Source organism: Acinetobacter kyonggiensis, assembly GCF_900107285.1.
GTDB lineage: Bacteria > Pseudomonadota > Gammaproteobacteria > Pseudomonadales > Moraxellaceae > Acinetobacter > Acinetobacter kyonggiensis.
Genome location: NZ_FNPK01000009.1, coordinates 107,074 through 121,663 on the forward strand (window position 1 = coordinate 107,074; position 14,590 = coordinate 121,663).

Sequence of the window (14,590 nt, forward strand, 5' to 3'; positions counted from 1 at the left end):
CTTAATGCTGTCCTTTTTCATTGGCAATTGCTTTTACTTCTCGCATTGCCTCTTCTGTCAATGGATCAAGGGTCTTATTCGCAATATAGGAATACACGCCGCAAAGTAAAAATGATAATACGATGATGCTTAAACCAAGCGGCATACCAATCGTCGTCACGCCACCAGTGAAAGAAGTCATTAAAAATTCTTTGTTATAACCAACGAGTAGCATAAACCCGACGTATACAAACAACATAATTGCGGTAAGTGTCCAACTAAGACGACTTTTTCTTGCAACCATTTCCTTAAACTTTGGATTCTGTAGAATTTGATCTACCTGTCTCTCATCCATAACCTATACTCCTGTTTGCACCCAACCATAAGTGCTATTTTTAATTCGAATTATTACGTTGTATAACTTAACAATCTTGTTGGGTTGTTGTAATTAATACTTTGGTCGTTAAATTTTAACCAATTGCACTGATCAGATTACCAGATAGGGTATCATGACGTCATAGTTTCAGACTGTAGGCAATATGAATAGCTGGCTTATCATCGGGGTTCTGGCCCTCTATATCGCATTACTTTTTATCTGCGCATTTTTTGGGGAAAAACACGCCAGCCGATTAAGCACTCGTGGCCGCATGTTACTCTTTAGTCTAACTCTAGGCGTGTATTGTTCATCTTGGACCTTTTATGGTGCGACAGGGGCTGCTGTTCGTGAAGGTATTATCTTCCTACCCATTTATCTTGGACCACTGATATTTGTTGGGGTCGGTTATGATATTTGGCGGCGTTTAGGTCGAGTTCGTCAACACCATGCCATTTCCTCGATTGCCGACTTTGTCGCTGCACGTTATGGCAAAAGTGGGGCACTGGCATCTTTGGTGACAATTCTTGCCGTCATTGCCATCATTCCCTATTTGGCTTTACAGCTCAGAGCCATTGCCTTAAGTGCTGCCGTAATTTTACAACAGGATACCAACATAGAAAGCACCACCAATGGGGTACTTTTTCTGACGGGTATTTTAGCCATTCTGGCAATGATGTTTGGTACACGGCAAATTGCCAATACCGAACAACATGGCGGCTTAATGCTGGCTGTGGCTTTTGAATCTTTTGTGAAATTATTTGCTTTATTGTGTGTTGCCTTATTTTTTGTCTTTGAAGCACCCGATAATCTGGGACAAATTTCCAGTGATGTGGCCGATACCTTTAAACAGGTTCAGCTTTTTGGTGTGCCAGATACCTTTTGGGTACAGACTATGCTGGCTGCACTGGCGATTATTTGTTTACCACGCCAGTTCCATGTCGCTGTGGTTGAATTACGCGATGAAAAACATATTCGCGGGGCACGTCGTTGGTTTGCCGTTTATCTGATTCTCACAACCATTGCCATTATCCCGATTGCCAGTTGGGCCTTGCATGCTGCACCGCATTTTTTAGCGATTCCCGATGTCGCTGTTCTTTCCTTGCCACTGAGTTATAACCAAGACTGGTTAACCCTATTGGCTTTTTTAGGTGGTTTTTCTGCCTCTACAGGTATGCTGTTAGTGTCTTCAGTCGCCTTGTCGATTATGCTCAGTAATGACCTGATTATGCCGGCATTATGGCGTACTGGCCTACTTTCACGCCATGACAAACGTCTGCCGTTGGTACTTAAATTTACCCGTCGCGTCTGTATTTTAGCCGTCATGCTCTTGGGTTTTCTGTTCTTCCATTTCTTTAATGGCATTGACCAACTCTCCGTTTTCGGATTACTGGCCTTTAGTGCAGTGGCCCAATTCTCCCCTGCGCTGATCGGTGGACTATATTGGCGAGGTGGCAGTAAACAAGGGGTATATGCTGGGCTGCTGACTGGCTTTTTCATGTGGTCATACACTTTACTGTTACCTACAATACTGCGCAGTTTGCCTGCTGAATATAGCCAATTCACCCATCAGTTCCTCAACCTCGGGCCTTTAGCGATTAACTGGTTACGTCCAGAAGCCTTATTGGGTTTTCAGTCTTTTGCCCCTTTGACTCATGGTGTGGTCTGGTCTCTGGGTCTCAATATTCTGCTCTATGTTTGGGTCTCGCGAATCTTTCGTCCCAGTATTGCCGAACAAATTCAAGCGGAAAGCTTTTTCTATTACGAAACCAAGCCCTTACCAACGCATACCAGTTCAACAGATATGAGCTACCTGAATCATGACGTTGCCCGTCTAAAAGTAGGGGATTTAATGGCCTTGGCCAAACGGATTACTGGTGAAGGGCCCGCCACACAAGCCTTTCAACAATTCTGTGCGCAAAATAATGTCATCTTGAATGAAAATAGCAGTGCCAATGGCATGTGGTGGCGCTTCACAGAACAGTATCTGGCTGGAACCATTGGTTCAGCTTCCGCACGGACTTTGCTCACCACAGCCATGGTCAATAATGGTTTAGCCTTGGGTCAGGTCGCGAATATTTTAGATCAAGCCTCGCAATGGCAGCGTTTTAACCAAAATTTGATTATGACCATGATTGACCACATGACCCAAGGGGTGAGTGTGGTGGATGAAAATATGTGCTTGGTGGCATGGAACAATCAATACCTGATACTTTTTGATTATCCAAAGGACATTGTTTATGTCGGTTGCCCGATTGCCGATTTAATTCGCTATAACGCAGAACGTGGCGAATGTGGCCCCGGTTCAGTGGAAGAACATGTGCGGAAACGGATTCATTGGATGGCGATGGGCAGTGCCCATGAATTTGAACGCATTCGTAAAGATGGTCGGGTCATTCAAATGCGCGGTAATCCGATTGAAGGCGGGGGTTTCGTTACAACTTTTGCCGATATTACCGCTTTCCGTGAAAATGAAGCCGTACTTGAAGGACGTGTACAGGATCGTACTCAACAGCTTGCCAATGCCCTTTCCGAGCAACAATTGGCACGAGAACAAGCTGACCGCGCCAATATGTCAAAAAGTCGCTTTATTGCAGCAGCCAGCCATGACTTACTACAACCAATGCATGCTGCGCGTTTGTTTAGTACAGCATTAGAGCAAAGTGTACAGTCGGATGAAGACCGTAAGACTCTGCAACAGCTTGACCGTGCCTTACATGGTGCTGAAAGCATGTTATCAGCCTTGTTAGATATTGCCCGTTTAGAAGGCGGCACCATTCAACCCAAGCGTCAACCCTATCCACTACATGACTTACTCAGCGATTTAGAACTGCAATTTAAGTCCATTGCAGCACAGCGTAACATTCAATTTAGTGTCCATGATGCCCAATTCTGGATTGATACCGATCCCCAATGGATTCGCCGTATTATTCAAAATTTTGTCAGTAATGCCTTACGTTATACCGCCAAAGGTCGAGTGATTGTCGGTGTTCTGCGTTCTGCGGAAAAACCACAACATATTCGCATAGGGGTATGGGATACAGGTCCGGGAATTGCTGAAGAACAACGCATTAAGCTGTTCCAAGAGTTTGAGCGCTGTGGGCACACTTCACCTTGGGGTGAACAAGGTCTTGGACTGGGCTTAGCCATTGTGCAACGTATGACCAGCCTGCTGGACTACCCTGTACATGTCTATTCTGAATATGGCAAAGGCTCTTGTTTCATGATTGAAGTGCCGATTGTTGAAGCACCTCAAGTGGTTGCCATCCCAACACAGGCCATTCCACTAAAAAGCAAAGCCTATAAAATTTTATGCTTAGATAATGATGAAACCATTTTAGAAGGCATGTCTACCCTACTGACAAAATGGGGCTATCAAGTCTTTAAAGCCACTGAACCTGAGCAAGCGTTAATCCTGATTCAGCAAGAAAATATTCAAGTCTGGTTGGTCGATCAACATTTGAATAACCATAAAATTGGTTTAGATTTCATTGTGGAAAATCGTCAAGAACAAGTTCCTGTCGCGCTTATTACGGCAGATTCTGATCCTGAACTGCCGCAACATTTAAAAGAACTCAATATTGTCTTGCTGAAAAAACCGTTAAAACCTGCATCTCTGCGTTCATGGCTGTCTGGCTTAAAAATTTCCAGTTCTGAATCCTAAACTGCAAAATAAAACGTCCATTTCAAATTGATGAAATGGACGTTTTAAGACACAAATACACCTTTGATCAGTTGTACTGACAATTTATTTTTTTGTTTAGGCCAAACTGCTCAAAAAACTGCATTTTAAGTGCTGTTCGATTGACTAAAAATTTCAACCTTGTATTTTCTATGGCAAAGAAGATCAAAATTTAAGTGAACACATGTACACTTGGTTACAATTTTTCAAAATACTGTTTTCAAATCATTTTTTATGCAAAAAACCCAATCTAAAACTTTAGTCGTATTTCGTTCAGTACGCTGCTAGACCATATATAAAAGCAAGAAAAGATCAGTTTTATCTCGCAATAAGCACATCTTAAAAAACGCTGCTCACAGAAACTGATCATCAGACCAAAACACAGGAGTTTGAAGATGAACATTTCGCAAGCTGGAAATCATGATTTAGATCAATCGCAACAATTTTACCGTCAATATGGGACCAATGCCCTGTTACCCGAAATTCAATGGACTGAATTATTTAAACACAGCAAGTTGAATGACACCCATATTCAAGCTTTAAACACCTTGTACCAAAGTGCTGTACCCCTTGCATTACAAGTATTTGCCGATTTAAATTTTGATGTATTTACACCAGCAGCCCATAAACCACAAGGCTTAGGTCTATTTGAACGACTGGCTGAACAAGAAGATAAGTTGGTTCAATCCTTAAAGACTGAATCGAATGGCTTAAGTGATGCTGTACGTCATCAAATTTGGAGCATGTTACTCCGTGGTGGCGCCGTGCTGGTCTTTAAAGCATGGCTTGGCAAGGTCAAAACCGATGAAAACTTATTAGATACCACACAATTTGACGAATTATCAGACCTGTTATTTATTAAAACCTCGCCTTTTGAACTGGCCCAGCACTTGGCTGTAAACGCCGATAATCGTGAAGATCATATTTTTCTCATGTATGGCAATGACATCTACCTAGACCATTTTAACAGCTTAGAAACTGCCGCTTTATTTGTCGACTTAGGTGTCTATGATGCTGCTTTTTTAAGCCTACGTGATGATAGTGTTGCCGAATACCTGAAAGAAAAATCCTATGTTTCTCAAGAACAAATTGATGATCTGCAATGCGCACTCAATCCATTATTTTGCACAGACCTCACACCTAAAAAAAGCTGGGTGATTTAGCTTAAATTTTTTCCTTGTTTAAATTGCAAAAATTTATCCCCATAAAAAAGGCACTTCCATGAAGTGCCTTTTTCTATTTCATACTGTGTTCAGAACATTATATTTTCTTTTCTTCAATATTTAACGCACTAATAGCCAAGACCGCTTGCGTACGATTTTGTACACCCAATTTACGGAAAATTGCTGTGACATGCGCTTTAATCGTTGCTTCAGAAACATCTAACTCGTAGGCGATCTGTTTATTTAACAACCCTTCCGCAACCATCATTAAAACGCGGAATTGTTGTGGCGTAAGTGATTGAATTCGTTCTGCCAATGCAGTTTCATCTGCCGCACGTGGATCAAAACTTAAATTCGCAGGTAAGTTGGGTGGTAGCCAAATTTCACCTTCCAGCACTTGGCGAATTGCCTCACCAATATGGCTTGGATGGGCTGATTTTGGAATATAACCCATCGCACCATGCGCAATCGCACGTTGAATGATTGAAACTTCTTCGTGTGCAGAAACGACAATAATCGGAATCGAAGGATATTGTGCACGCACATGAACCAAAGCGGAAAAGCCCGAAGCCCCCGGTAAATTCAGATCCAATAAAACCAAATCTGGTTCTGGTCCGTTATCTAAACGTTCATACAACTCATTTACTGCAGCTGTTTCATTAATTTGAGCTTGCGGTAAGCTATAACGAACTGCCTGAATTAAAGCATGACGAAATAACGGATGATCATCAACGATTAAAATGTTCATAAGCGACATGAAAGATCTTGTGCACAGTGATGGCTATTCTAACCACACAATCATCGTTAAGGATATGCAGGAATCACTTTTTTTACGCGATATGCCATTATTTTATAAAAAAATTAGTTTTTTTTTAGTTTTTCCAAAAATCATCAAATCTAATCACATTTTGATATAAATTTTATTCATGCAACGGAAATGCTTATTCAAATCCAATATAACTTTACTTTTCAAATAATTAAATCACCATTTTCGACCTCATGATTTTAAAAACTGTTATATCTTAAAAACAGATAACCTATTTTTTTTTCTTTATTTTACAGCACCTTCTGCAATGTTGATAAATGAACACTATTCCGAGATTCAACCTAGGTTCTACCTTCATGACCATTCTTAATCAACAAAAACCGCTTAACATTGTCGCTGTATCAGGCGGTTTAAATAACCCATCTAAAACAGAAGCTTTAGTACAAGAAATTCTCAATGAATTAGGCGAAGCTACCCCCATTCATGTGCATTTTATTAAATTCAGTGAAATTGGTCATTTACTCGGGGGTGCCATTTACCGTAATCAATTGCCACAACGGGTACAAGATGACTTGGCTGCGGTTGAAGCTGCCGATGCCCTCATTGTAGGAACACCTGTTTATCGTGCTTCTTTTACGGGTCTTTTTAAGCACTTTTTTGACTTTATTGAACAAACTGCGTTGGTTGATGTACCTGTTCTTTTAGCTGCATCGGGTGGTAGTGAACGTCATGCTTTGGTCCTTGAACATCAATTACGTCCATTGTTTAGCTTCTTCCAAGCACAGACTTTACCAATTGGTGTCTATGCAACAGATAAAGATTTTACTCCTGAATACAGCATTCACAGTGCATTCTTGCGTGACCGTATTACTTTGGCTGTCGCACGTGCATTGCCTATTTTGGAATGGGCACCAGCGAAAGGTCAACGTGCAGAAGTGGTGAAAGAAAAAACTCAACTGGCCAACCAAAACTTGGGCATCAATACACAAATTGAGCAAGATGACGTTTTACCTTCTGCCGCAGTACCCAATTTAGATGCCGCAGAATCTCGTCTACATCATAAAAAAGCACCAAAGCCTCAAGTGGCCTAAGTGAATACATCCAGCGAGAGGGTATAGATATGATTCAACCAAATCAAAAGATTACTTTTGCCTATTGGGTTCCGAATGTCAGCGGTGGTTTGGTGGTCAGTAATATCACACAGCGCACAGATTGGAGCTATGAATATAACGTGCGTTTAGCACAAGCCGCAGAAAAAAGTGGTTTCGACTATGCCCTCACCCAAATTCGTTTTACTGCGGGTTATGGTGCGGACAATCAGCATGAATCTGTGAGTTTCAGCCACGGGCTATTGGCAAAAACTGAAAAGCTGAAAGTGATTGCGGCAATTTTGCCAGGTCCTTGGAAACCCGCTTTAGCCGCAAAACAATTGGCCACCATTGACCATCTGACTGAGGGTCGTATCGCAATTAATGTGGTGAGTGGTTGGTTCCGTGGCGAGTTCGATGCCATTGGTGAAGAATGGCCAGAACATGATCAACGCTATGTACGTTCTGAGGAATTTATCCGTTGTTTAAAAGGTGTTTGGACTGAAGATCATTTTAGTTTTGAGGGTAAATATTACCAATTTAAAGATTACAGCTTAAAGCCAAAACCAATGCAGAAACCGCATATCGAAATCTTTCAAGGAGGCAGCTCACGTGCTGCTCGTGATATGGCATCGCGTGTTTCCGATTGGTACTTTACCAATGGCAATACAACGGAGGAATTGAAAAAGCAAATTGATGACATTCGTGAAAAAGCCAAACTGAATGGTCATAAGGTCAAAATTGGCGTCAATGCCTTTATTATTGCCCGTGATACTGAAGAAGAAGCACAGGCAGTACTGCAAGAAATTGTTGATAAAGCCAATATTCAAGCGGTCAATGCATTTGGTAATGCCACACGTGAAGCGGGTGCCTCAACCACTGAAGGTGAAGGTAACTGGGCAAAATCAACCTTTGAAGATTTAGTCCAGTATAACGATGGCTTTAAAACCAATCTAATTGGCACACCGCAACAAATTGCAGAACGTATTGTTGCGTTAAAAAGTGTGGGAGTCGATTTGGTTCTGTCTGGCTTTTTACACTTTATTGAAGAGGTCGAATATTTTGGTCAGAAAGTTTTACCCTTGATTCGTGAACTTGAAGTAAAACAACAGCAACAACTTACAATTCAAGCGAAGTCAGCTTAACCACGTGCGCACAGCATAATAATAACAATAAAAGGTACTCTCCATTCCCCACAAGGCTCGGCTTGAGGGGATTTTTTATGCACATTCAATTCAGTGTTCAATATTTATTTTTAAAAGGAATAGACTTCTTTCATCCGTCATTTTGGGAGCAATACCAGCAGCTTGTAAAACCAAAATTTTAAAAATAGACTTTAGAAAATATTGAATTCATGCATGTGACACACATAAGTTATTTGAAGGTATGAAAACCATTTTTTTTAAATATGCGATTCAGTTCATCGAATGCAAATAAAAATACCGCCTGAGCCATCAGACGGTATCAGTACACAATTTATCTATTGGGGTGCACCGTGAGGATTAAAGCTTCGACCACTTGTGGCTCAGCCAAGGTGGAAGTATCGCCTAAACTATCTAACTCATTGGCGGCAATTTTTCTTAAAATACGACGCATGATTTTACCAGAACGGGTTTTGGGCAAAGCAGGTGCCCAATGCAGTGCATCTGGTGTGGCAATCGGACCCAAAATTTTACGTACCCAATCAACCAATTCTTTGCGTAATTCTTCTGATTCCTCTGTACCCGCTTGCAAAGTGACAAAAGAGCAAATCCCTTGTCCTTTAATCTCATGCGGCATACCCACCACAGCCGCTTCTGCAACAGCTTCATGGGCAACCAAGGCACTTTCGACTTCTGCTGTGCCTAAACGGTGTCCAGCGACATTTAGTACATCGTCCACACGTCCTGTAATCCAGTAATAGCCATCTTTGTCACGCCGTGCGCCATCTCCAGTGAAATAAACACCCGGATAAGTTGAAAAATAGGCTTCAATAAAACGCTCAGGATCGCCCCAAATGGTGCGCATTTGACCCGGCCAAGAATCCTTGATCACCAAGTTACCTTCGGCCTCACCTTCTAGTTCATGACCTTCAGCATCGACAATGGCCGGTTGTATGCCAAACAAGGGACGCGTTGCAGACCCCGGTTTTAAATCCGTGGCTCCCGGTAAAGGGGAAATTAAAATACCGCCTGTTTCCGTTTGCCACCATGTATCGACAACAGGACAGCGGCTTTCACCCACCACGGTATAGTACCAATTCCATGCCTCTGGATTAATGGGCTCACCCACCGATCCAATCAAACGTAGACTACTGCGGTCACTTTCCCGAACAAAGCGATCACCTTCACGCATCATGGCGCGAATGGCAGTCGGGGCGGTATAAAGGATGGTGACATTGTGCTTATCGACAATATGACCAGTACGTGCCCAAGTCGGATACTGCGGTACACCTTCAAACATCAGCGTGGTCGTACCATTGGATAAAGGGCCATACAGGACATAAGAATGTCCAGTAATCCAGCCAACATCAGCGGTACACCAAAACACATCATCTTGTTTTAAATCGAAGACTTCACGGAACGTTGAATTCACATAGGTGAGATAGCCGCCTGTAGTATGCAATACACCTTTCGGTTTACCAGTTGAACCAGAGGTATACAGAATAAACAGTGGATCTTCTGCATTCATCGGCTCCGGTGGGCAAACTTCATTGACCGACATGATTTCCATGTGATACCACAGGTCACGCCCTGCTTTTAACTCAACCGGATTGCCTGTACGATGCACTACAATCACATTTTGAACCGATTCAGTGCCCTGAACTTGCAGTGCAGCATCGACATTTTCTTTCAGTGGAATGGGCTTACCGCCACGCATCCCTGAATCTGCGGTAATCACAATTTTGGCTTGACTGTCTTCAATTCGACTCGCCAAGGCATCGGGTGAGAAGCCACCAAAAACCACACAATGTACCGCCCCAATTCGAGCACACGCCAACATTGAAATGGCCGCTTCAGAAACCATGGGCATATACAGTACGACACGGTCGCCTTTGCCCACACCGTGTTTCTTTAATACATTGGCAAAACGACAAGTTTCATCATGTAGTTCTTTAAAAGAAATAATTTTATGTCGTGAAGGATGATCGCCTTCCCAAATAATCGCAGGTTTATGCGGGTGTTCTTTTAAATGTCGATCTAAGCAATTGGCACTGAGGTTGAGCTGCCCATCAGCAAACCATTCGATTTTAAAGTTGTCTTTGTTAAAACTGGTATTTTTGACTTGAGTAAAAGGTTTAATCCAATCCAGTTTATGGGCTTGTTCGGCCCAAAACTCATTTGGCTGATCAATGGATTGCTGATAACGCTCGAAATATTCAGATTCTACAAGACGAGCAGTTTTTTTAAATTCTTCGGGTACAGGATAGATTTCTTTCATTATTTACTTCCTTGATCTTATTCATCTCATCACGAGATGCTATGCCACGTTATTGATTTTATTCATTGCATATTCACAGTATGGCGATTATTTTTCAACCACTTCAATCATGCTTTGGTCGTAGTTTATTTATACAATTTAAAACATAAACACCTTATCGTATTCAACAAAATAATCGTCTGATTCGTATCTGATCTGTTCTTTTAACCTTATAATTTAACCACAAGCTGCACTGACTACTTTATCAAATACACGATTGTCTTAGCGCAGCCTTATTTTAGGAAAGTGTATGAACCCGCAAGACTCAGCTCCTTTTTTTTCCAGACCTCAAGCAACGCGTAAAGATAATCCTTTGTCACCGCAAGGTCGTTTTGGGCGTTTGAGTTCAATCGGCTGGTATGCTTTTGTCCATTTAGCAACCTTTTTAGCCACCATTGCCTTAAGCCTCACCTTGGGTATTTTTAATCTCAATACCCTGTCGATGGACAATCAGTTGGTCAATACATTAACGGGTATTGCGGGTCTAGGTTTTGTGGTGATTTTGCTGCTGTATCTCTATTTTTTAATGGTGATTACTGTGCGCCGTTTACATGACATGAACCGAAGTGGCTGGTTTATTTTATTGTTTATACTGCCCGTGCTGAATATTTTGCTGGGCTTGTATTTACTATTAGGTTCAGGCACGGCAGATATCAACAGCTATGGTCTACCACGCGAAACACCCGTTTGGGAAAAAATCTTAGCGTGGCTGATGATTATTCTGATGTTACTCAGTTTTTTGGCTTCAAGCAGCATGCTGTCTTATATGCTTGGTGCAGGTGAATTAGACATGCCACAAAACGTCATTCAAAAAGGCAGTGAATATTTTTAAAATACACACAGCATTTTTTCACAAAACTACAGCAAAAGCCCTGAGTTTTGGTTAAATTCCCCGTCAGTTTCAGGCAAAATACGCAACAATCAACCCAAACTCGGAAGTCCTGTGGCTGAACAAAATAATGCCTTGAGGGAAGTGACTCAAGGCACCTCTCAACTTCTACATGAAGCAACTGAGAAAACAGCAGAAACCGTCATCGCACATACCGCGAAATATAATGATGCCTATTCCACCATCGATAAATTTGTCGATGGATTTTGGGAACGTGTGCCTTATTTATGCATCGCCATCGTGGTTTTTAGTCTTTTTTTACTGTTGGTCAAAGTCTTTAAATTCTTTGTGCGTAAAACCTTAGCCGACCGCTCTTATACTCGGCAGAACTTAGTTCTGGTGCTCAATCGCGTCGGTAGTTCTGTCATTATGTTCCTTGGTTTCCTAATTGCTATGGTGATTGCGATTCCAGGATTCACTCCCAGCCAGCTCATGAGCGCACTGGGTATTGGTTCGGTCGCCATCGGTTTTGCCTTCAAAGACATCTTCCAAAATTTGCTTTCCGGTATTCTAATTTTATTGAGTGAACCGTTCAAAATTGGTGATGACATTATTGTGTCAGGCATGGAAGGCACCGTTGAAGATATTCAAATTCGTGCCACCTATTTACGCTCACCCGATGGTCGTCGTATCGTCATTCCAAATGCCACAGTCTATACCAGTCCAGTTACAGTCAATACCGCCTATCAACGTCGTCGCTGTGAATTTGTGGTCGGTATTGGTTATGAAGATGATATTCAAAAAGCCAAAAATATTATCATGGCCATTCTGGATCGAGATGTCAGCATCCTGAGCCAACCGGCATTTAGTGTCAATGTCAGTGCACTGGCCGATTTTTCAATTAATCTGAATGTACGCTGGTGGGTCGATACTACGGAAACTGCGACCTCGACATCCATCAGTACCGTTCAAGAACAAGTAATTCAAGCCTTTGCTGAACAGCACATTTCGATTCCTTACCCAGTACAGGAAGTCAAAGTGTATCGTGGTGATGCAGCCATACAGGACGATGCATCAGCTCGCGCTAAATAAGCGACCGAGCACATAAGAAATTACGGTTTCAGTACGCAAAATGCGGTTGCCTAAGCTGAATGCCTGGCAGCCGTTTTCTGTGAGCAAATCAATCTCATAAGGAATAAAACCGCCTTCAGGCCCAATCACAATCGTACAGGCATGCTCAATGGCAAATGGCATTTTGCGCTCTGCATAAGGATGTGCTACATAAGCAGGACAATCCGCTGTAATCAAACTGGGTAAGACATCTTCAACAAAAGGTCTAAAGCGTTTATAGATTTCAATCTGCGGGGCAACCGTATCCCCTGCTTGTTCCAGACCAAGCGTCACATATTGATCCAATTGTTGCAAAAATGGCGTTTGCCAATAACTTTTATCCACCCGATAACTGTGCAAAAGAATTATTTTTTCTACCCCTAAGGTGACACTATCCATCATTAAACGGCGCAGAACTTTGGGGCGTGGCATGGCTAAAATTAAAGTCACGGGTAATTTTGCTGGAACCGCTTCAATTTGAATCGGTTTAAGTTTGACTGCTTGTTCAGTCACTTCGACAATTTCGGTCAAGTAACGCTGCCCTTCTCGAATGCCAACTTTGAGACAGTCACCGACTTGCACATTCACATGCTGTTTTAAATGCTCAAGCTGACGTTTCGATGTAATCGACCAAAGCTCGGATTCGGTTTGGCGTGGGTCTAACAGGACGATATTCATAAAATCCAAACAAGATAAAAAAATAGGCGCATAGACATATTCAGCTACCGCACAGGATTTTGCTACCTTGCGAAGCAGTGCTTCTCATCTTTTAAAAGTAGGAAAGACCTACACGAAAAAATAAGAACCTAGCCAGACTTTTGAAGTCGTGAGTAATGTGATCTCAAATTGTTTCTAAAGATACTGATCTATCACTGTAATATGCTTTGCTAAAGAACCTGTATTTTTCTGCATGATCTGCTGCGCTGCAATGTTGAGTTTTTCGGCTTTAGCTTTATCGGTCAACAGTTCAATTAGAACTTGAGCCGCTTGCTCGGCATCTTCTACAACGGTTACGCCTTCAACAGCCAAAAACTCATCGACAATGGTTTGGAAATTAAAATATTTTTTGCCCAACACCGTCGGTACATGGAGCGCAATAGGCTCTAAAATATTATGACCGCCACCCGGTTCATTCAATGAACCGCCGACAAAACAGACTTGACTTAAGGCATACCACAACCACATCTCGCCCATGCTATCAGCCAAATAGACTTGAGTATCCGCTGCGATACTCTGCCCTAAACTGCGCCGCTGTGTTTTAAGTTGTAAGTCCTGTGCCAACTGAAAGACTTCATCAAAGCGTTCAGGATGACGTGGTACAACTATCACCAACAGCTCTGGACATTGGCTTAAATAAGGCTTTAAAGCGGTCAGTAATTTTTGTTCTTCGGGCGCATGCGTACTGGCAAGGGTAATGATTTTACGCGCTGTTAAATTCCACCCTTGTTTTAATTGCTCAGCCTGTTGGATGAAACTTTCAGGGGCATGAATATCAAACTTAATACTGCCCAAGACCTGACTTTTACTTGCAGCCATGCCTAAATTTAGGTAACGCTGTAAAGTGGCTTGATCTTGTGCCAGTAAGCGGTCTAATCCACTCAACATACCTTGGGTTAAACGTGGCACTTTGGCATAACCTTGGGCTGATTTTTCCGAAAGACGTGCATTGATCAATAAACAAGGCACATCAAAGTGTTTGGCTTGATCAATTAAATTGGGCCAAATCTCTGTTTCGACCAAAACCAATACTTTGGGCTGATATTTTTGATAGAACGCCCGTACCAATTGTTTCTGATCGGCAGGCAAATACACCGCTTGGAACAAAGACTGATACGGTGCTTTTAAAAAGAGTGATTTAGCACGGGCTTGACCCGTTTTGGTGGTATTGGTCACTAAAACAGCATGACCCAATTTTAAATAGTGTTCAATTAACGGTTGTGCGGCATTGGTTTCCCCAACAGAAACCACATGAAACCATATTGCATTGCGGTTTTTGGGCTGTTGAAAAGGGCCAAAGCGCTCAAGGCATTCTTGTTGCAACTGCTCCATATTCAACGCACGTTTTTTTATTCGCCATTTATACAATGGCTTGATCATGGATAATGCTGCGTTGTACCAAAAAGGAGTAGCCAAACAAATTG

The 14,590-nt window shown here is 42.2% G+C and carries 11 protein-coding genes; 6 read left to right on the forward strand and 5 right to left on the reverse strand.

Going from position 1 to position 14,590, the window contains the following annotated elements; all coding sequences use genetic code 11:
* Position 1 precedes the first annotated feature (1 nt).
* On the reverse strand, positions 2–334 hold the full coding sequence (locus BLV99_RS09285) for a DUF485 domain-containing protein (protein ID WP_092689918.1): 333 nt from the start codon (positions 332–334) through the stop codon (positions 2–4).
* A 184-nt stretch (positions 335–518) separates the two neighbouring features.
* Here BLV99_RS09285 and BLV99_RS09290 point away from each other — a divergent pair, with 184 nt between their 5' ends.
* Positions 519–4,016 (forward strand): hybrid sensor histidine kinase/response regulator, encoded by a 3,498-nt coding sequence (locus BLV99_RS09290; protein WP_092689921.1) that lies wholly within the window; start codon positions 519–521, stop codon positions 4,014–4,016.
* Positions 4,017–4,429: 413 nt separating this feature from the next.
* Positions 4,430–5,197 (forward strand): hypothetical protein, encoded by a 768-nt coding sequence (locus BLV99_RS09295; RefSeq protein ID WP_086184030.1) that lies wholly within the window; start codon positions 4,430–4,432, stop codon positions 5,195–5,197.
* Positions 5,198–5,294: 97 nt separating this feature from the next.
* On the opposite strand, the gene BLV99_RS09300 is transcribed toward BLV99_RS09295, so the two are convergent.
* On the reverse strand, positions 5,295–5,945 hold the full coding sequence (locus tag BLV99_RS09300; RefSeq protein ID WP_086165409.1) for a response regulator: 651 nt from the start codon (positions 5,943–5,945) through the stop codon (positions 5,295–5,297).
* A 374-nt stretch (positions 5,946–6,319) separates the two neighbouring features.
* Between BLV99_RS09300 and msuE the strand changes: the two genes are divergently transcribed.
* Entirely contained in the window at positions 6,320–7,054 is a 735-nt protein-coding gene (gene msuE / locus BLV99_RS09305) for an FMN reductase (protein WP_092689925.1), read from the forward strand.
* Positions 7,055–7,083: 29 nt separating this feature from the next.
* Positions 7,084–8,196, forward strand: a complete 1,113-nt coding sequence (sfnG, locus tag BLV99_RS09310; RefSeq protein ID WP_092689928.1) for a dimethylsulfone monooxygenase SfnG — start codon at positions 7,084–7,086, stop codon at positions 8,194–8,196.
* Positions 8,197–8,527: 331 nt separating this feature from the next.
* On the opposite strand, the gene acs is transcribed toward sfnG, so the two are convergent.
* The gene (gene acs, locus BLV99_RS09315; RefSeq protein WP_092689931.1) at positions 8,528–10,471 is read right to left on the reverse strand and encodes an acetate--CoA ligase; all 1,944 of its coding nucleotides are present in this window, start codon (positions 10,469–10,471) and stop codon (positions 8,528–8,530) included.
* A gap of 289 nt (positions 10,472–10,760) precedes the next feature.
* Here acs and BLV99_RS09320 point away from each other — a divergent pair, with 289 nt between their 5' ends.
* Together BLV99_RS09320 and BLV99_RS09325 are read left to right on the forward strand one after the other, a co-directional pair.
* Positions 10,761–11,342 (forward strand): DUF805 domain-containing protein, encoded by a 582-nt coding sequence (locus BLV99_RS09320; protein ID WP_092689932.1) that lies wholly within the window; start codon positions 10,761–10,763, stop codon positions 11,340–11,342.
* A gap of 111 nt (positions 11,343–11,453) precedes the next feature.
* The gene (locus tag BLV99_RS09325; RefSeq protein ID WP_092689935.1) at positions 11,454–12,431 is read left to right on the forward strand and encodes a mechanosensitive ion channel family protein; all 978 of its coding nucleotides are present in this window, start codon (positions 11,454–11,456) and stop codon (positions 12,429–12,431) included.
* Here BLV99_RS09325 and BLV99_RS09330 read toward each other — a convergent pair.
* Together BLV99_RS09330 and BLV99_RS09335 are read right to left on the reverse strand one after the other, a co-directional pair.
* Positions 12,414–13,127, reverse strand: a complete 714-nt coding sequence (locus BLV99_RS09330; RefSeq protein WP_092689937.1) for a 16S rRNA (uracil(1498)-N(3))-methyltransferase — start codon at positions 13,125–13,127, stop codon at positions 12,414–12,416. The genes BLV99_RS09325 and BLV99_RS09330 overlap by 18 nt on opposite strands.
* Before the next feature lie 174 nt (positions 13,128–13,301).
* Positions 13,302–14,582, reverse strand: a complete 1,281-nt coding sequence (locus tag BLV99_RS09335) for a 3-deoxy-D-manno-octulosonic acid transferase (RefSeq protein WP_092689940.1) — start codon at positions 14,580–14,582, stop codon at positions 13,302–13,304.
* Positions 14,583–14,590: the final 8 nt, after the last annotated feature.